The sequence below is a fragment of the Streptomyces sp. NPDC127129 genome, assembly GCF_042671585.1.
Classification (GTDB): Bacteria; Actinomycetota; Actinomycetes; order Streptomycetales; family Streptomycetaceae; genus Streptomyces.
Genome location: NZ_JBHXTV010000016.1, coordinates 179364 through 196762 on the forward strand (window position 1 = coordinate 179364; position 17399 = coordinate 196762).

Sequence of the window (17399 nt, forward strand, 5' to 3'; positions counted from 1 at the left end):
TGCTCTCGGCTCCGGGGCGGTGATCAGCCCTGGCCGGTGAGATCGATGGTCTTGGTCCGCTGGGCCGGGGTCTTGCCCAGCAGCGCGTCGCGCATGACGAAGGCGACGTCGTCGGCGGAGACCTGGTGCTGCTTGCCGTCGGCCTTGGTGATCATGATGCCGTCGAAGACGCCGTCGAGGAGCCGGTCGATCGCCTTCTTGTCGTAGACCTCGACCAGACGGCCGTTGACGGCCTTCATCGAGAGGATCTGCGGCAGCGACCGCGCCGGGCCGAACTTGATCTCCTTCGGGCCCGCCTTGATCAGGATCACGTCGGACATGGCGGGCTTGGCGAACTCCTTCATGGCCCGGTCCAGCTCCGCCTTGGTGATCGTGGGCTGGCGGGCGACGACGGGGAGTTCGACGGGCTTCGACTGGCCCGTCTCGACCTGGGCGCGGAACGCGTCCTTGACGAAGATCATCGAGCGGGCGACGTCCAGGCCCTTGCCCGGCTTGCCCTCCACGGCGGTGACCTTGCCCGGGGCGAACGTGATCGTTCCCTCGGTGGCCGAGCCGGAGGCGCCGGCCACGTCGGACAGGGCGACGGCCAGCTTCTCCTCGTCGACCGGCAGCTTCGGCTCGGCGACGCGCTCGCCGCCGAAGAGGGAGCCGATCACGGAGACGGGGTTGTAGTCGCTGCCCGCGGCGGCGCGGACGGTCTCCTGGCTGTCCAGGGTCAGGCCCGCCTTGTCGGGGGCGAGCTCGACGTCCTTCCCGCCGACGTTCAGCTTGAGGGGGGCGTGGGCGCGCTTGCCGAGTGCGGCCTCCAGCTTGTTGACCGCCTCCTCCTTCGTACCGCCGCCGATGTCGACGCCGAGGACGGTGGTGCCCTTGGGGACGTCGGAGTGGTTGAGGAGGAGCCCGGCGCCGTAGGCGACACCGGCCAGGCCGAAGACGCCGACACCGAGGAGGACCAGCTTGGAGCGGCCCTTCTTCGCCGGTGCGGAGCGGCCGCCCGAGGAGGAGGGCGCGGGGCGGGGCGCGGCCGGGGCCGGGGCGCCTCCGACGAACTCCGGCTCGGAGAAGCCGCGGTCGGGAAGCCGGGGCGTCAGGTCCGGGCCCGAGGGCACGACCGGGATGCCGCTGGTGAGCGTGTCCCCGGAGACATGGCCGGCGGGGCCGGGGGGCGGGGTGACCGGGCCGGGCTTCTGCGGCGTCAGGACGGCGGTGTCGTCGGACATCGGCGGCGCGCCCGCGAAGGGGTCGCCGCCCATCGGAGCACCGCCCATGGGAGCGCCGCTCATCGGGCCGCCGGCCGGTCGTCCGCCGGCCGGGGGGCCGCCGATCGGGCTGCTGCCCGTGACCGGGCCCGTGGTCGGGCCGGCCGGCGCCTGCGGGCCGCCGCCGGCGCCCGGGGCGTAGGGCGCGCCGCCGGGACCGTACGCGGCCTCGTCCTGGGGCGGGGTCGCGAGGAACATGGGCGTGCCGGACGCGGGGGTGGCCGAGATCGACGCGCCGCCGACACGCGGGATGCCACCGGTCGCGGGGCCGGCGAAACCGGCACCGCGGTTCGGGCCGGAACCCGGGGCCGGAGGCCGTACGCCCGCGGGAGGCGTACCCCCCGGACCGGAGGCACCGGGGCCGGACGGGCGGGGGCCGGGAGCACCGGGCCCGGGGGCCGACTCGGACAGCCCGGACAGGGCCGACTTCCCGGCCGGAGAGGACGGGGCCGCCGGGGAGGCGGGGGCGGCCGGAGCGGCGGGGCCCGCCTTGCGGGGGGCGAACCAGTCGCTGGTCGGCTTCTCCTCCGCCTGGGGCGCCTCGGCCTCGGCCGGAGCGGGCGCGGGCGCGGGAGCCGGGGCGGGAGCCTTCGGCGCGGGCGCCGGGGTCTTCTCGGCGGCCGGAGCGCTCACGGACTCCGAGGAGGTGTCACCGACCGGCTTGCGGACCACCACGGGCGGGATCGGCCGCGAACCCGGGATGTTGATCCGGATCCGCGTGGTCAGCGTGGTCTCGGTCTTCGGCTCTTCCGGCAGCGGCGGAGCGGGGTGCGTGCCGGTGGTTCCGGACGTCTCGTCGGTTCCGTCCTGCGTGGGGTGGAGCGACGGATACTGACGGGATCCGTACGGCGGCGTGCCCGACGGGTACGCGGCTCCACCGCGCCCCTGGGCGCCGGAGGACGAACTATCAGTCTCTCGACCAGTTTCACGACTCAAAGCAGGTTCTCCCGGTTGGCTCCACCGCCCGCTCTTGCTGGTGCTCGTGTACCCGGGCGGCTCGGCGGCGCGCACCACCATACTGGCCGTCGCCGAATCGCACTCGATCGCAGGGGATCCAGTACGGGGCATTCCGGCCGAAGTCGGGGCACTCCTTCACCGAAGCTTCTCCCAAGTCACCCTGTTCACGCGGTCGGTCGAGGAAGCCTCGCCACCGTGGCACACATCACAGCGATCGCCATGCCTCCGAGAAGATAGATCATCTCCGAGACTCCGCCGCCGAAGACCCCGTCGCCCTCCGGGCGTCCGAGGCTGAGCAGCACGACGGCGACGAGCCAGCCGACCGCGGGGGCCAGGATGCCCAGCTGGGTGTCGGTGGCCCGCAGTCCGCCGTAGAAGACTCCGGCGGCGGCGAGCAGGGCGAGGAACAACCCGCCGGGGAACCATGCGGGTTGGGCGATCGAGCCGGCCACGCCCACGAGCGCGCCGAGGACGAGGAACACGACGTACCAGACGATCCGGAGGTTCACGCGTCCTCACCCACGCCCGCGAAGAGGTCGTTCTCGCGCACGCCGTCCGGTGCGCCGGGCGTACCCCGCACCAACTGGTAGTACTCCGTGGTGAGGATCGGCTGCCCCAGGTCGTTGGAGAGTGCGAAGAAGGGTCCTTCGACGGCGATTTGGGTGGCATGGGCCCGCATCGCGGCGGTTTTCCGGGCCGCCCAGGCGGTGTCGCCGCCGATCTCGGCGGTGATCAGGGACTCGTCGACGACACCCGGTACGTCGTCGATGTCCGCGATGCCGGGGAAGCCGGCGCCCTCGGCGCGCAGGCGGGCGAACGCGGCCTCGGCGACCGGGCGCGGGACCCGGTTCCAGTAGATCTTCGCGAGGGAGTGGGCCGGGCCGAGGTCGGGCCGGTACGCGGCGTCCGCGGCCAGCTCGGCGGCGCGCATGGCGACGCGGTGGGCCTGGATGTGGTCGGGATGTCCGTAGCCGCCGTCGGGGTCGTAGGTGACCAGGACCTGCGGGCGGGTCTCGCGGACGATCTCGACGAGGTAGGCGGCGGCGGTGTCGACGTCGGTGTTCCAGAAGGCGTTCGGGCGCCGGTTCTGTTCGACGCCCATCATTCCGGAATCGCGGAAGCGGCCGGGGCCGCCGAGGAAGCGGTGGTCGGTGACGCCCAGCTCCTTCATCGCGTCGGCGAGCTCGCCGACGCGATGGGGGCCGAGCCGGTCCTCCCGGTCGGGTGCGAGGTGGGCGAGCGCGGGCGGGATGACCTCACCCTCCTCGCCGAGTGTGCAGGTCACGAGCGTGACCTGGGCGCCCTCGGCCGCGTACCTGGCCATGGTGGCGCCGTTGTTGATCGACTCGTCGTCGGGGTGCGCGTGCACCAGGAGCAGACGACGGGCTGGGAGAACCGTCATGGCCCCACCCTACGAGGCGGGGCCTGGGACCGCCGGGCGCCCCCGAGCACGCGGCTCAGAACTTGAGGCCGCCGATCATGCCCGCCACATTGGTGGTGAGCGTGCTGATGGACGGGGCGATGGACGAACTCGCCAGGTAGAACCCCAGGAGTGCGCAGACCGCCGCATGTCCAGCCTTCAGCCCGGATTTCCGGATCAGCAGGAAGACGACGATCGCCAGCAGCACCACCGCCGAAATCGAGAGTGCCACGGCGGTTCACCTCCACACTTCTTCGGTCGGATATTCGGACGGTCAGTTCGGCGAGCATGTGCCAGATGTCAGGAGACCCCTACCCACCCAGCGCTACGGATCATAACTATGTGTGGCTCCGTATTGATGGTGTACGGAGGCACAGAGGGGGCGCACAGCGCTAGTTTCGGTCGCATGACCTCCACGCAACTGCCGTCGTTTCCCCTCTCGTTCCCCCGCCAGCACGCCCGGACCCAGCGCTTCACGCTGGGCGTTCCCCGTGCGTTCACGGTCTCCCCCGACGGTGAGAGAGTCGTGTTCGTGCGTTCGGCGTCCGGCACGGAACGCTCGCACGCGCTGTGGGTGCTCGATCTCGCGAGCGGGACGGGCGGCACGGCGGGGGACGCTCCGCGGGAGCGGCTCGCGGCGGACCCGGAAGCCCTGCTCGCGGGCGCGGCCGAGGAGTTGTCGGCGCAGGAGCGGGCCCGGCGGGAGCGGAGCCGTGAGGGTTCGGGCGGGATCGTGGCGTACGCGGTGGACGCGGCCGTGGAGCTGGCGGCGTTCGCGCTCTCGGGGCGGCTGTTCGCGGCGGAGCTGAGGGCGGGGACGGCCCGGGAACTCCCGGTGCCGGGACCGGTGGTCGACCCGCGCCCGTCGCCGGACGGGCGGCACGTCGCCTATGTGACGGGCGGCGCGCTGCGGGTGACGGGGGCGGACGGGGAGGGCGACCGGGTGCTCGTGGAGCCGGAGGACGCGCACACCACGTACGGGCTCGCGGAGTTCGTCGCCGCCGAGGAGATGGGCCGGTACCGCGGCTTCTGGTGGTCGCCGGATTCGGACCGGCTCCTGGTGGCCCGCGCGCACGACCGGTCGGTGCGGCGGTGGTGGATCGCCGATCCGGCGCACCCGGACCGGGAGCCGCAGGTGGTGCCGTACCCGGCGGCGGGGACGGACAACGCCGAGGTCCGGCTCTACGTGGTGGACCTGGCGGGAGAGCGCACGGAGGTCGCGTGGGACCGCGAGCGGTACCCGTACCTGGCCCGGGTGCACTGGTCGGCGGACGGGGCTCCGCTGCTGCTCGTCCAGGCGCGCGACCAGCGCACCCAGCTGCACCTGGCGGTGGACGTGGCGACCGGGGCGACGCGGACGGTGCACGCGGACGAGGACCCGGTGTGGCTGGAGCTGCTTCCGGGGGTGCCTGCGTGGGCTCCGGACGGGCGGCTCGTGCGGATCGCCGACGAGGGCGGGGCGAGGGTGCTCGCGGTCGGGGACCGGGCGCTCACAGGTGCGGCGCTCCACCTGCGCGCGGTCCTGGACGTCGGCGAGAACGACGTCCTGGTCTCGGCCTCGGCCGGTGAGGAGCGGGCGGAGCCGGAGACCGGGGAGATCCATGTGTACCGGGTCGGGGAACGGGGGGTGGAGCGGGTCTCGGAGGGTGTCGGGGTGCACTCGGCGGTGCGCTGTGGCGCGGTGACGGTACTGGTCTCCGCACGTCCGGACGCGCCGGGGAGTGTGGCGCGGGTGCTGCGGGACGGTGCCCAGGTCGCCGTGATCGCCTCGCACGCGGAGACGCCGGCGCTCTCCGCGGGCGTGCGGCTCGTGGAGGGGGGCGCACGGAGGATTCCGTGCGCCGTCCTGCTCCCCTCCGGCTATACGGAAGGGGACGGGCCGCTTCCCGTACTGATGGATCCGTACGGCGGTCCGCACGGTCAGCGGGTGGTGGCCGCCCACAATCCGCATCTGACGTCACAGTGGTTCGCCGACCAGGGCTTCGCCGTGATCGTGGCGGACGGGCGGGGCGCGCCGGGCCGGTCGCCCGGCTGGGAGAAGTCGATCAAGAACGATCTGACGCCGACTCTGGACGACCAGATCGAGGCGCTGCACGCGCTCGCGAAGGACTTCCCGCTCGACCTGGGGCGGGTGGCGATCCGCGGCTGGTCGTACGGCGGCTACCTCGCCGCGCTCGGGGTGCTGCGGCGGCCGGACGTCTTCCACGCGGCGATCGCGGGGGCGCCGGTGACGGACTTCCGGCTGTACGACACCCACTACACCGAGCGCTATCTCGGGACGCCGCAGGAGGCTCCGGAGGTGTACGCGGCGAACTCGCTGGTGACCGACGACGGCCTGTCGGCGCCGGAGGAGCCGGCCCGGCCGATGATGATCATCCATGGTCTGGCGGACGACAACGTGGTGGTGGCCCACACGCTCCGGCTCTCCTCGGCGCTGCTGGCGGCGGGACGCCCCCATGAGGTGCTGCCGCTGACGGGCGTGACCCATATGACGCCCCAGGAGCAGGTGGCGGAGAACATGCTGCTCCTCCAGGTGGAGTTCCTGAAGCGGGCGCTCGGCCTGAACCCGTAGGCGCCGGGCACCCCTGGCTCACCAGCCGGGAGGGCGGGGGTGCGGCGGGGCGGGCGGCAGCGCGGCCACCGGGCGGCCGTGTGCGGAGCGGGGTGCGCCGCGCAGGGAGAGCAGGACGAGGACGGCGGCGCCGGCGAGGAGCCCGTAGCCCGAGGTGGCGAGGGCGAGCCGGCCCTCGTCGTCGAGCGTGGCGAACCACCCGGCGCGGCCGGTCCGTGACGCGAGGGCGACGGCGGAGAGCCCGCAGCCCGTCATGAGCAGCCCGGCGAGCAGGCCGAGGGGCCGGGCGTGCGAGGAGCGGACGAAGGCCGTGCCGGCGGCCACGAGGAACAGGGCGGCGAGCGTCAGGTTCAGCCAGGCCGGGGGGACCGCGAGGACGGGCAGGAGGAGCGAGCGGCCGCCGGTGAACCGGTCGACCGTCGCCTCGACCGGGAGCGCGGTCGCCCGGTGCACCTCCCAGGCGGCCCAGGCGAGCCCGGCCACGGCGCAGAGGACCCCGGCGGCGACGGCCGGGCCGGTGCGGGGGCGGCCCGGCAGTTCGTGGCGGGCCTCGGCGGGGCGGCGGCCGGCGACGGCGGTGACGACGAGCCCGGCGGCGAGGGCGAGCGTGCCGAGGGTCGTGACGAGGGCGTCGATGCCGGTGGCCCAGAGGCCGGGGAGCCGCAGCGCCAGGGTGACGGCCCCGGTGGCGGCGAGCGCGGGCGCGGCGAGGGAGGATCGCAGGGCGGCGACGGCGGTGGCGGCGTACGCGCCGAGCAGCAGCGGGTCGACCAGCGAGGTGGCGGCCCGCCTGCGTAACGGGAACGCTTCCTCCCCGGCCCAGTACCAGGCCAGCCGGGCGGGAGAGCCGAAGGCCGCGAGGTCCCGCAGGAGCCAGACGGCGATGACGAGTGCGAGCGCGCCGCACAGTGCGGCGCCGGTGAGACGTGCCGGTCGTGTCACTGTCACGACGCCGATACTCACCGCTACCACGCACCGAAACAAGCGGTTCCGCATATTCACCGGGCAAGGTGCGCGCACACGAGCCGCTGGAAAAGCGGCCGACCGGAGTGCTTGTCGCCTCCCGGTCGGCCTACGGCACCCGCACGGCCGTACGCTGTCGAGCATGCCGCGTCCGTATATCGGATCCAAGTCGCCCGCGTTGCCCCGGCGTTAACCCTCGCCGGGCGACTCGTCGTCCTCCGACGGGACCACGTGCTTCTCCTCCGCGAAGTGGCACGCGGAGTCGTGCTTCGCCGGGGTGTCCGTCAGCCGGAAGACCGCCGGGACCGCCAGCTCGGGAACCTCCAGCTCGCAGCGCTGCTGCGCCTTCCAGCACCGGGTGCGGAACCTGCAGCCCGAGGGGATGTTGGCCGGCGAGGGCACGTCCCCGGTGAGGATGATGCGCTCGCGGTGCTCCCGCGCGTCCGGGTCGGGCACGGGGACCGCCGAGAGCAGCGCCTGGGTGTACGGGTGCGTGGGGTGGTCGTAGATCTGCGCGTCCGTGCCGATCTCGACGATCCGGCCGAGGTACATGACGCCGACCCGGTCCGAGATGTGACGGACGATCGACAGGTCGTGGGCGATGAAGACGTAGCTCAGCGAGAACTCGTCCTGGAGCTTGGCCAGGAGGTTCACCACCTGCGCCTGCACGGAGACGTCGAGCGCCGAGACCGGCTCGTCCGCGACGATGATCTCCGGCTGGAGCGCGAGCCCGCGGGCGATGCCGATGCGCTGTCGCTGGCCGCCGGAGAACTGGTGCGGATAGCGGTTGATGTACTCCGGGTTGAGCCCGACCACGTCCAGCAGGTCCTGGACCTTGCGCCGCCGGTCCCCCTTCGGGGCGACCTCGGGGTGGATCTCGTACGGCTCACCGATGATGTCGCCGACCGTCATCCGCGGGTTGAGCGAGGTGTACGGGTCCTGGAACACCATCTGGATGTTGCGGCGGACGGCGCGCAGGGCCTTGGCGGAGAGCTTGGTGATGTCGTCGCCCTTGTAGCGGATCGACCCCGAGGTCGGGCGCTCCAGGTTGACGAGCATCTTGGCCACGGTGGACTTGCCGCAGCCGGACTCGCCGACGATGCCGAGGGTCTCCCCCGCCTCGAGGTCGAAGTCGACGCCGTCGACGGCCTTGACCGCGCCGACCTGCTTCTTGAAGAGGATGCCCTGGGTCAGCGGGTAGTGCTTGTGCAGGTCCCGGACTTCGAGGATCGACTCAGCCACGGAGGGCCTCCTGCCAGAAGTGGCACGCGCTGCGGCGTTCCTCCGACACTTCGTACAACGGCGGCTCGTCCGTGCGGCACACGTCCCTGGCCAGCGGGCAGCGCGGGTTGAAGGCGCAGCCGGGCGGGATGGCCAGCAGGTTCGGGGGCAGGCCCTTGATCGCATACAGCTCCTGGCCCTTCTGGTCCAGGCGCGGGATCGAGTCGAGCAGGCCGCGGGTGTAGGGGTGCGCGGGTGCCTTGTAGATCTCGTGTACGGGGGCGGTCTCGACGATCCGGCCCGCGTACATGACCGCGATCCGGTCGGCGACGTCGGCGACGACGCCGAGGTCGTGGGTGATCAGGATCAGTCCCATGTTGAGCTCGCGCTGGAGCTCGGCGAGGAGGTCCATGACCTGTGCCTGGACGGTGACGTCGAGGGCGGTGGTGGGCTCGTCGGCGATGATCAGGTCGGGTTCGAGGGAGAGCGCCATCGCGATCATGATGCGCTGGCGCATGCCGCCCGAGAACTGGTGCGGGTACTGCCCCACCCGTTCCTTGGCCGCCGGGATGCGGACCCGGTCCATCAGCTCGACCGCCTTGGCCCGGGAGTCCTTGCGGGACATCCCCTGGTGGACCTGGAACATCTCACCGAGCTGGTCGCCGACGCTGATGACGGGGTTGAGGGAGGACAGCGCGTCCTGGAAGATCATCGCCATCTTCGCGCCGCGGACCTTGCGCCGCTCCTCCTCCTTGAGCTTCAGCAGGTCCTGGCCCTGGAAGAGGATCTGGCCGCCGGTGATCTTCCCGGGCGGGATGTCGAGGATGCCCATGACGGCCTGCGCGGTCACGGACTTGCCGGAGCCGGACTCGCCGAGCACGGCCAGCGTCTCGCCCGCGTCGACCGAGTAGCTGACCCCGTTGACCGCCTTCGCCACTCCGTCCCGGGTGTGGAACTCCACGTGCAGATCGCTCACTTCGAGCAGCATGTGCGGCTACCTCAGCTTCGGGTCGAGGGCGTCGCGCACCGCGTCGCCGAGCATGATGAACGCGAGCACGGTGATGGCGAGCGCGCCCGCCGGCCAGAGCAGCATGTGCGGGGCGTTGCGGATGTACTGCGAGGCCGAGGAGATGTCGATGCCCCAGGAGACGGTCGGCGGCTTCAGCCCGACGCCCAGGTAGGACAGGGTCGCTTCGAGCGAGATGTACGTACCGAGGGCGATGGTCGCCACGACGATGACCGGCGCGACGGCGTTCGGGGTGATGTGGCGCAGCAGCATGCGGGAGTTGGAGGCGCCGAGCGCGCGGGCCGCCTGCACGTAGTCGTTCTGCTTGGCGGTGATGACCGAGCCGCGGGCGATGCGGGAGATCTGCGGCCAGCCGAGGAGCACCATGAAGCCGATGACGGGCCAGATCGTGTTGCTGGTGACGACCGACAGCAGGACGAGTCCGCCGAGGACGACCGGGATGGCGAAGAAGACGTCGGTGATCCGGGAGAGGACGGCGTCCGAGCCGCCGCCGAAGAAGCCGGCGATGCCGCCGAGGAGGGAGCCGAGGATCGCGACGCCGAGGGTGGCGAGGACGCCGACGCTGACGGAGGTCCGGGCGCCGTAGACCGTACGGGTGTAGACGTCGCAGCCCTGGCCGTTGAATCCGAAGGGGTGGCCCGGCTGGGAGCCCTCCTGGGCCTTGGAGAGGTCGCACTGGAGGGGGTCGCCGCTGGCGATCAGGGACGGCCAGATGGAGATGATCACCAGGAAGACGATGATCAGTCCCGAGATGATGAAGACCGGGTTGCGGCGCAGGTCGTGCCAGGCGTCGGACCACAGGGAACGGGGCTTGCCCGCGGGGCCGGTGCCGAGGGGGCCGCCGGGGGTCTTCTCCAGCGACTCGCCCTCCTCCATGGCGAGGTCCGTGGCGCCGCCCGCCCCCGTGTGGTCGATGGCACGCCCGTCGTCGAACGGCTCATGCGGCGTGAGGGGCTCAGGCATAGCGGATCCTCGGGTCAAGGACGGCGTACAGGAGGTCGACGATCAGGTTGGCCACCAGGAAGACGAGGACGAGGACGGTCACGAAGCCGACGACGGTCTGGGTGCTCTGGCGGACGATGCCCTGGTAGAGCTGGTAGCCGACGCCGTGGATGTTGAAGATCCGCTCGGTGACGATGGCGCCGCCCATCAGCGCGCCGATGTCGGCGCCGATGAAGGTGACCACCGGGATGAGCGAGTTGCGCAGCAGGTGCCGGGAGATGACCCGGCGGCGCGGGAGGCCCTTGGCGACGGCGGTGCGGACGTAGTCGGCGCGCTTGTTCTCGGCGATCGAGGTCCGGGTGAGCCGGGTGACGTAGGCGAGGGAGACCGAGGCGAGGACGAGGCCGGGGACGATCAGCTCGTTGAAGGGGGCCTCGGGCGAGACGGCCGGCTTGATCCAGCCCCACTCCACGCCGAGCAGCAGCTGGAGCAGCAGGCCGGTGACGAAGGTCGGGATCGAGATCACGACGAGGGTGAGCAGGAGGACCGTGGTGTCGACCGGGCGGCCGCGCTTCAGGCCCGTCAGGACGCCGAGGCTGATGCCGATGATGATCTCGAAGAGGATCGCGACGATGGTGAGCCTGATGGTGACGGGGAAGGCGCTGGCCATCAGCTCGGTCACCGGCTGGCCGTTGAACGCCGTGCCGAAGTCGCCGGTGAAGAGGTTGCCCATGTAGGTCAGGTATTGCTGCCACACCGGCTTGTCGAGGCCGAACTCCTTCTCCAGCTGGGCGGCGGTCGCCGGGTCGCAGGCGCGGTCGCCGCAGAGGCCGGCGATGGGGTCGCCCATCACGTTCACCATCAGGAAGATCAGCAGGGTGGCGCCGATGAAGACCGGGATCATCTGCAGCAGACGCCGGATCACATAACGACCCATGAGGGGCTCCGTGGGTGTGAGGACGTCGTACGGCCCGGCGCGCGGAGGGACGCGGGGCCGGGCCGTACGCCGACGAGCTGCGTCAGTTGACCTTGATCTGGTCGTAGACGGGGACGCTGAAGGGGTTCAGCAGCACGTTGGAGACCCGCTCGGAGTAGCCCGCGCTGCCGTTCTGGTACCAGAGCGGGATCGCGCCCATGTCGTCGCGCAGGACCTCCTCGGCGCTCTGGAAGGTCTCGACGGCCTTGGTGATGTCGGACTCGGCGTTGGCCTGGTCGACGAGCTTGTCGAACTCCGGGTCGGAGTACTTTCCGTCGTTGGACGAGGCGTTGGTGTAGTACAGCGGCTGCAGGAAGTTCTGGATGAGCGGGTAGTCCATCTGCCAGCCGGCGCGGAACGGGCCCTTCATCTTCTGCGTGCTGACCTGGCTGCGGAAGTCGGCGAAGGTGCCGACGGGGTTGCCGACGCAGGCCCGGTTGTTGCCGAGGGCGTTGTTGATGGAGTTGCAGACGGCGTCCACCCACTCCTTGTGGGAGCCGGTGTCGGCGTTGTACGAGATCGTCATCGTGCCGCCGGGAATGCCGCCGCCCTCGGCGACCAGCTTCTTCGCCTCTTCGGCGTTGTACTTGCAGAAGTCGCCGCAGATGTCCTTGAAGCCGCCGTCCTCGCCGAGGACCGGGGAGGTCCAGTCGACGGCGGGGGTGCGGGTCTTCTGGAAGATCTGGTCGGTGATCTGCTCGCGGTTGATCGCCATCGAGAGGCCCTGGCGGAGCTTCTCCTGCCCCGGCTTGTTCCACGCCGGGTCGTAGAAGGGGAAGCCGAGGGTCTGGATGATGCCGGCCGGCACGTTGATGTACCGGTCGCCGAGGTCCGCCTGGACGTTCTTGAGCTGGGAGGCGGGCACGTCGTCGACGAGGTCGAGGTTTCCGGCCGTCAGGTCCGTGTAGGCGGTGTTGTTGTCGGTGTAGACCTTGAGGGTCACGCCGCCGTTCTGCGCCTTGTCCGCGCCGGGGTAGTCGTCCCAGCGCTGGAGCTCCATCTGCGAGCCCTTGGTGTACGAGGAGACGGTGTACGGGCCGTTGCCGACGGGCTTGTCGAGCCAGGCCGCGTGGTCGTCGAAGAAGGACTGGGGCAGCGGGGCGAAGGCGGCGTAGCCCAGGGTGTCCGGCCAGGTCGAGAACTTCTGGGTGAGCTTGACCGTGAACGTCTTGGGGTCGACGACCTTGAGGCCGGACATGGTCTCCGCGGTCGGCTCGCCCGACTCGGGGTGGACCTGGTCGTAGCCCTCGATCTGGCCGAAGAAGAAGGCGTTCTTCTGATTGTTCTTCAGGGAGGCGCCGTAGTTCCAGGCGTCCACGAAGGACTGCGAGGTGACCTGCTCGCCGTTGGAGAAGGTCCAGCCGTCCTTGAGGGTGATGGTGAAGTTCGTCGAGTCGGTCGTCTCGATGTTCTCGGCGAGCATGTTCTTGGCCTCGCCGGTCTTCGGGTCGTACTGCTTCAGCCCGCGGAAGATCATGGACAGGACCTTGCCGCCCTGGACCTCGTTGGTGTTCCCGGGCTCCAGCGGGTTCTGCGGATCACCCCACGAAGAGCTCACGATGCCGTCGGCGCCACCGCCTCCGCCGTCGCCTCCGCCGCCGCAGGCCGTCACCGTGAGGGCGACGGCGGCGGCCAGTGCGGTCCACTTGGCGTGCGTGGCTCCACGCATCAGGTGCCTCCCGAGGATCTCTGGTCACTACCGAGAGCCCCAATATCACCCGAGTGATACCGCTATGCACCTTTACGACACCCAAGAGAAGAAACGCGTGAGGCGCCCCGCCGCATCGGCCGGGCGCCACACGCCTCGAACGGGGTCAGTCGGTCATCCGGCGTGGACGACGTCCTTCTCCTCGGCGAAGTGACACGCCGACTCGTGCGCGGCCGGGGTGTCCGCGCCCTGGAAGCGCTCGGGGATCGCCAGGAGCGGGATCTCCGTGGAGCACTTCTCCTCCGCCTTCCAGCACCGGGTGCGGAAGCGGCAGCCCGACGGCGGGTTGGCCGGCGAGGGGACGTCACCCGTGAGGATGATCCGCTCGCGGCCCTCGCGGGCCTCGGGGTCCGGGACCGGGACCGCCGACAGCAGCGCCTGGGTGTAGGGGTGCGTCGGGTGGTCGTAGATCTGCGTGTCCGTACCGATCTCGGCCATCTTGCCGAGGTACATGACGCCGACCCGGTCCGAGATGTGCCGGACGATCGACAGGTCGTGCGCGATGAAGACGTAGGAGAGGTTGAACTCGTCCTGCAGCTTCTCCATCAGGTTGATGACCTGCGCCTGGACGGAGACGTCCAGCGCCGAGACCGGCTCGTCGCAGATGATGATCTCCGGGTTGAGCGCGAGGCCCCGGGCGATGCCGATGCGCTGGCGCTGACCGCCGGAGAACTGGTGCGGGTAGCGGTTGATGTACTCGGGGTTCAGACCGACCACATCGAGCAGTTCCTGCACCTTGCGGCGCCGGTCGCCCTTCGGGGCCACCTCGGGGTGGATGTCGAAGGGCTCACCGATGATGTCGCCGACCGTCATGCGCGGGTTCAGCGAGGTGTACGGGTCCTGGAACACCATCTGGATGTTCCGGCGGACGGCCTTCAGGGCACGGCCGGACAGCCTGGTGATGTCCTGGCCCTTGTAGAAGACCTCGCCCGCGGTCGCCTTCTCCAGGTTCATCAGGAGCTTGGCGACCGTGGACTTGCCACAGCCGGACTCGCCCACGATGCCGAGGGTCTCGCCCTGGTAGAGGTCGAAGGAGACCCCGTCCACGGCCTTGACCGCGCCGACCTGGCGCTTGAACAGGATGCCCTGGGTCAGCGGGAAGTGCTTGACCAGGTTGCGCACCTGCAGGATCGGCTCACCGCGCTCCACCGGCGCCTCGATGGCGGCTACGGCCTCCGCCTCGCTCGCGGCGTCGACCGCGTGGACCTCGGTGACGTTCGGAGTCGCGTCCGCGGCCTCATCCTTCTTGCTGAGCTCAGCCATGGATCGTCTCCTTCCAGAAGTGGCAGGCGCTGCCGCGGCCCGGCAGCTCCGTGCCGTCCTGCTCGCTGACCGGCGCGAGCGCCGGGATCTCCGTGCGGCAGACGTCGTCCGCCTTGGGGCAGCGCGGGTTGAAGGCGCAGCCCGAGGGGATCTTGAGCAGGTTGGGCGGCAGACCCTTGATCGCGTAGAGCTCCTGGCCCTTCTGGTCCAGGCGCGGGATCGAGTCGAGCAGACCCTTGGTGTACGGGTGGGCCGGGCGCGCGTAGATCTCGTGCACCGGCGACTGCTCGACGATCCGGCCCGCGTACATCACGGCGATCTTGTCCGCGACGTCGGCGACGACGCCGAGGTCGTGGGTGATCAGGATCAGACCCATGTTGAGCTCGCGCTGGAGCTCCGCGAGCAGGTCCATCACCTGGGCCTGGACGGTCACGTCGAGCGCCGTGGTGGGCTCGTCCGCGATGATCAGGTCGGGCTCGAGGGCGAGCGCCATCGCGATCATGATGCGCTGGCGCATACCGCCGGAGAACTGGTGCGGGTAGTCGTTGACCCGCGCCGCGGCGGCCGGGATCTTCACCCGGTCCATGAGCTCGATCGCCTTGGCCTTGGCCTCCTTCTTGGAGAGGCCCTGGTGCACCCGGAACATCTCGCCGAGCTGGTAGCCGACGCTGAGCACGGGGTTGAGCGAGGACAGCGCGTCCTGGAAGATCATCGCGATCTTGCTGCCGCGCAGCTTGCGGTGCTCGTCCTCGGACATCTTGAGCATGTCCTGGCCGCGGAAGAGGATCTCTCCCTTGGTCACGAACCCCGGCGGGGTGTCGAGGATGCCCATGATGGCCTGCGCGGTCACGGACTTGCCGGAACCGGACTCGCCGAGCACGGCGAGGGTCTCGCCGGCGTTCACGGAGTACGAGACGCCGTTCACGGCCTTGGCGACACCCTCACGGGTGCGGAACTCCACGTGCAGGTCGCGTACGTCGAGCAGCGGACCGTCGTGGGTCGCGCCGTCGCGCGGCGCGGGGACGCTCGCGGTTTTGTCGATGGTGGTCACTGCGTTCGTCCTTACTCTCAGCGCAGCTTCGGGTCGAAGGCGTCACGGACCGCGTCGCCGAGCATGATGAAGGCGAGCACCGTGATGGTGAGCATTCCGGACGGGAACAGCAGCGGGTGCAGCCCCTGGGAGATGCGCTGCTGCGCCTCGGAGATCATCACGCCCCAGGAGATGGCCGGGGGCCTGATGCCGATACCGAGGAAGCTCAGCGTCGCTTCCGCGCCGATGACGACACCGAGGGAGATCGTGGCGACCACGATCACCGGGGTGACGGAGTTCGGCATGACGTGACGGAACATCAGCCGCCAGGTGGAGGCACCCAGCGAACGGGCCGCGGCGACGTAGTCCGCCTGCTTCACCTGCATGACGGCACCGCGCATGACGCGCGCCATGGACATCCAGCCGACGACGGAGAGCGTGATGACCACGGCCATCACACCGGCGTTGCGCATGCCCTTCTCGTCACGGAAGTTGTTCAGGATGACGATCGCGGCGAGCAGCAGCGGCAGTCCGAAGAAGACGTTGGTGACGAACGAGAGGAGGGCGTCCGTCCACTTTCCGAAGAAACCGCCGAGGACACCGACGAGTCCGCCGATGAGCAGCGAGAAGATCGTCGTCAGCACACCCACGATCACCGAGTTGCGGGTGCCGTAGATGGTCTGCGAATAGACGTCGCAGCCCTGGAAGTTGTAGCCGAACCAGGCATCGCCGCTGGGGCCGGCCATCGAGTTCTTCAGGTCGCAGTCGAGCGGCTCGACGCTGGTGAAGAGGCCCGGGAAGGCGGCGATGGTCAGGATGGCGAGGATGAGGACCGCCGACACGAGGAACATCGGCCGGCGGATCAGGTCCCGGAACGCGTCCTGGGCGAGACTGCGCGGCTTCTCCTGCTTGGTGACGGCCGGACCCGGCGCGACGGTGCCGGCCATGCTCTCGGTGTAGGCCTCTTCAGGCGCCTTGAACGCGTTACTCATAGCGAATCCTCGGGTCAAGCACGGCGTACAGCAGGTCGACGATCAGCGCGGTGATCAGATAGACGAGCACCAGCAGGCTGACGAATCCGACGACCGCCGGTCCGTCCTCCACGTTGAGCGAGCTGAACAACTGGAAGCCCACACCGGGGATGTTGAAGATGCCCTCGGTGACGATGGCGCCGCCCATGAGGGAGCCGAGGTCGGCGCCCAGGTAGGTGACCACGGGGATCAGCGAGTTGCGCAGCACGTGGATGCCGATGACTCGGCTCTTCGGAAGGCCCTTGGCCTTCGCGGTCCTGATGTAGTCCGCGCGGAGGTTCTCCGCGACGGATGCCCGTGCCAGTCGCGCGATGTACGCGAGCGAGACGGAGCCGAGCACCATACCCGGCAGCATGTAGCTGATGAATCCGTCGTCGGTGCCGGCGACGGGGAACAGTCCCCATTCCTGTCCGAGGAAGGTCTGGCCGACATTGCCGAGCACGAAGATCGGGATGGCGATGACGGTCAGGGTGGAGACGAGCACCAGGTTGTCGATGAAGCTGCCGCGGCGCATGCCCGCGAGCACACCGGCGACGACGCCGATGACGAGCTCGAAGACGAAGGCCACACCGGCGACCTTCAGCGTCTCGGGCCAGGCCTCGGCGAGGAGCTCGACGATGGGCCGGCCCTGCGCGATGGACTCACCGAAGTCACCCTGGAGGAGTCCGCTGAAGTAGTACCAGTACCGAATGAGGAATGGCTCGTTCAGGTGGTACTGCTCGGTCAGCGTCGCTCTGATGTTGTCAGGTACTGGCTTCTCGCCGTACAGATTCTGGATGGGGTCGCCACCCATCTGCGTAACGAGAAAATAGACGATCAACGTGGTGCCGATGAAGACGGGCACCATCTGAAGGATTCGTCGGATGACGAACCGGCCCATGGGTCCTCCTCGCGAGAAGCGGGGGGGGGGGGGGGGGGGGGCCCCCCCCCCCGGGCCCGGGCGCGGGGGGGGGGGGGGGGGGGGGGGGGGTTGGGGGGGGGGTTGGTGTGTTGTGGGAGCCCGGGGTGAGTGTGAAGAAGACAGGTGGGG

At 70.2% G+C, this 17399-nt stretch carries 15 protein-coding genes; 1 reads left to right on the forward strand and 14 read right to left on the reverse strand.

What is annotated here, in order from left to right; all coding sequences use genetic code 11:
• Window positions 1-23 precede the first annotated feature (23 nt).
• The 4 genes from ACFVGW_RS28630 to ACFVGW_RS28645 form a co-directional block, all read right to left on the reverse strand.
• Complete coding sequence (locus ACFVGW_RS28630) at window positions 24-1934, reverse strand: hypothetical protein (protein ID WP_385853960.1); 1911 nt, start codon at window positions 1932-1934, stop codon at window positions 24-26.
• A gap of 446 nt (window positions 1935-2380) precedes the next feature.
• On the reverse strand, window positions 2381-2725 hold the full coding sequence (locus ACFVGW_RS28635; RefSeq protein WP_385853961.1) for a DUF6113 family protein: 345 nt from the start codon (window positions 2723-2725) through the stop codon (window positions 2381-2383).
• Complete coding sequence (mshB, locus tag ACFVGW_RS28640; protein ID WP_352191198.1) at window positions 2722-3618, reverse strand: N-acetyl-1-D-myo-inositol-2-amino-2-deoxy-alpha-D-glucopyranoside deacetylase; 897 nt, start codon at window positions 3616-3618, stop codon at window positions 2722-2724. Before mshB ends, ACFVGW_RS28635 begins: the two co-directional genes overlap by 4 nt.
• A gap of 55 nt (window positions 3619-3673) precedes the next feature.
• Window positions 3674-3868 carry a hypothetical protein gene (locus tag ACFVGW_RS28645; RefSeq protein ID WP_137993529.1) on the reverse strand — a complete coding sequence of 65 codons (195 nt, stop codon included), beginning with the start codon at window positions 3866-3868 and terminating at the stop codon, window positions 3674-3676.
• A gap of 174 nt (window positions 3869-4042) precedes the next feature.
• On the opposite strand from ACFVGW_RS28645, the gene ACFVGW_RS28650 reads away from it, so the two are divergent.
• Window positions 4043-6208 (forward strand): prolyl oligopeptidase family serine peptidase, encoded by a 2166-nt coding sequence (locus ACFVGW_RS28650; protein ID WP_385853962.1) that lies wholly within the window; start codon window positions 4043-4045, stop codon window positions 6206-6208.
• 18 nt (window positions 6209-6226) lie between these two features.
• Here ACFVGW_RS28650 and ACFVGW_RS28655 read toward each other — a convergent pair whose 3' ends face one another.
• From ACFVGW_RS28655 to ACFVGW_RS28700, 10 genes are all read right to left on the reverse strand, one after another.
• Window positions 6227-7156 carry a hypothetical protein gene (locus ACFVGW_RS28655; RefSeq protein ID WP_385853963.1) on the reverse strand — a complete coding sequence of 310 codons (930 nt, stop codon included), beginning with the start codon at window positions 7154-7156 and terminating at the stop codon, window positions 6227-6229.
• A gap of 204 nt (window positions 7157-7360) precedes the next feature.
• Complete coding sequence (locus ACFVGW_RS28660) at window positions 7361-8413, reverse strand: ABC transporter ATP-binding protein (protein ID WP_383228860.1); 1053 nt, start codon at window positions 8411-8413, stop codon at window positions 7361-7363.
• Window positions 8406-9380, reverse strand: a complete 975-nt coding sequence (locus ACFVGW_RS28665; protein ID WP_385853964.1) for an ABC transporter ATP-binding protein — start codon at window positions 9378-9380, stop codon at window positions 8406-8408. The genes ACFVGW_RS28660 and ACFVGW_RS28665 overlap by 8 nt, the downstream gene beginning before the upstream one ends.
• 6 nt (window positions 9381-9386) lie before the next feature.
• Window positions 9387-10382, reverse strand: a complete 996-nt coding sequence (locus ACFVGW_RS28670) for an ABC transporter permease (protein WP_383228858.1) — start codon at window positions 10380-10382, stop codon at window positions 9387-9389.
• Window positions 10375-11298 carry an ABC transporter permease gene (locus ACFVGW_RS28675; RefSeq protein ID WP_385853965.1) on the reverse strand — a complete coding sequence of 308 codons (924 nt, stop codon included), beginning with the start codon at window positions 11296-11298 and terminating at the stop codon, window positions 10375-10377. Before ACFVGW_RS28675 ends, ACFVGW_RS28670 begins: the two co-directional genes overlap by 8 nt.
• A gap of 82 nt (window positions 11299-11380) precedes the next feature.
• A complete protein-coding gene (locus tag ACFVGW_RS28680; RefSeq protein WP_385853966.1) occupies window positions 11381-13006 on the reverse strand; it encodes an ABC transporter substrate-binding protein in 1626 nt (541 codons plus the stop codon).
• Window positions 13007-13159: 153 nt separating this feature from the next.
• Window positions 13160-14308, reverse strand: coding sequence for an ABC transporter ATP-binding protein (locus ACFVGW_RS28685; protein ID WP_383225467.1), 1149 nt, complete (start codon window positions 14306-14308; stop codon window positions 13160-13162).
• A complete protein-coding gene (locus ACFVGW_RS28690; RefSeq protein ID WP_383225465.1) occupies window positions 14301-15359 on the reverse strand; it encodes an ABC transporter ATP-binding protein in 1059 nt (352 codons plus the stop codon). Before ACFVGW_RS28690 ends, ACFVGW_RS28685 begins: the two co-directional genes overlap by 8 nt.
• A 17-nt stretch (window positions 15360-15376) precedes the next feature.
• Window positions 15377-16330: an ABC transporter permease gene (locus tag ACFVGW_RS28695; RefSeq protein ID WP_383297339.1), complete on the reverse strand. Its 954-nt coding sequence runs from the start codon at window positions 16328-16330 to the stop codon at window positions 15377-15379.
• Window positions 16323-17249, reverse strand: a complete 927-nt coding sequence (locus tag ACFVGW_RS28700; RefSeq protein WP_383225462.1) for an ABC transporter permease — start codon at window positions 17247-17249, stop codon at window positions 16323-16325. The genes ACFVGW_RS28695 and ACFVGW_RS28700 overlap by 8 nt, the downstream gene beginning before the upstream one ends.
• Window positions 17250-17399 lie beyond the last annotated feature (150 nt).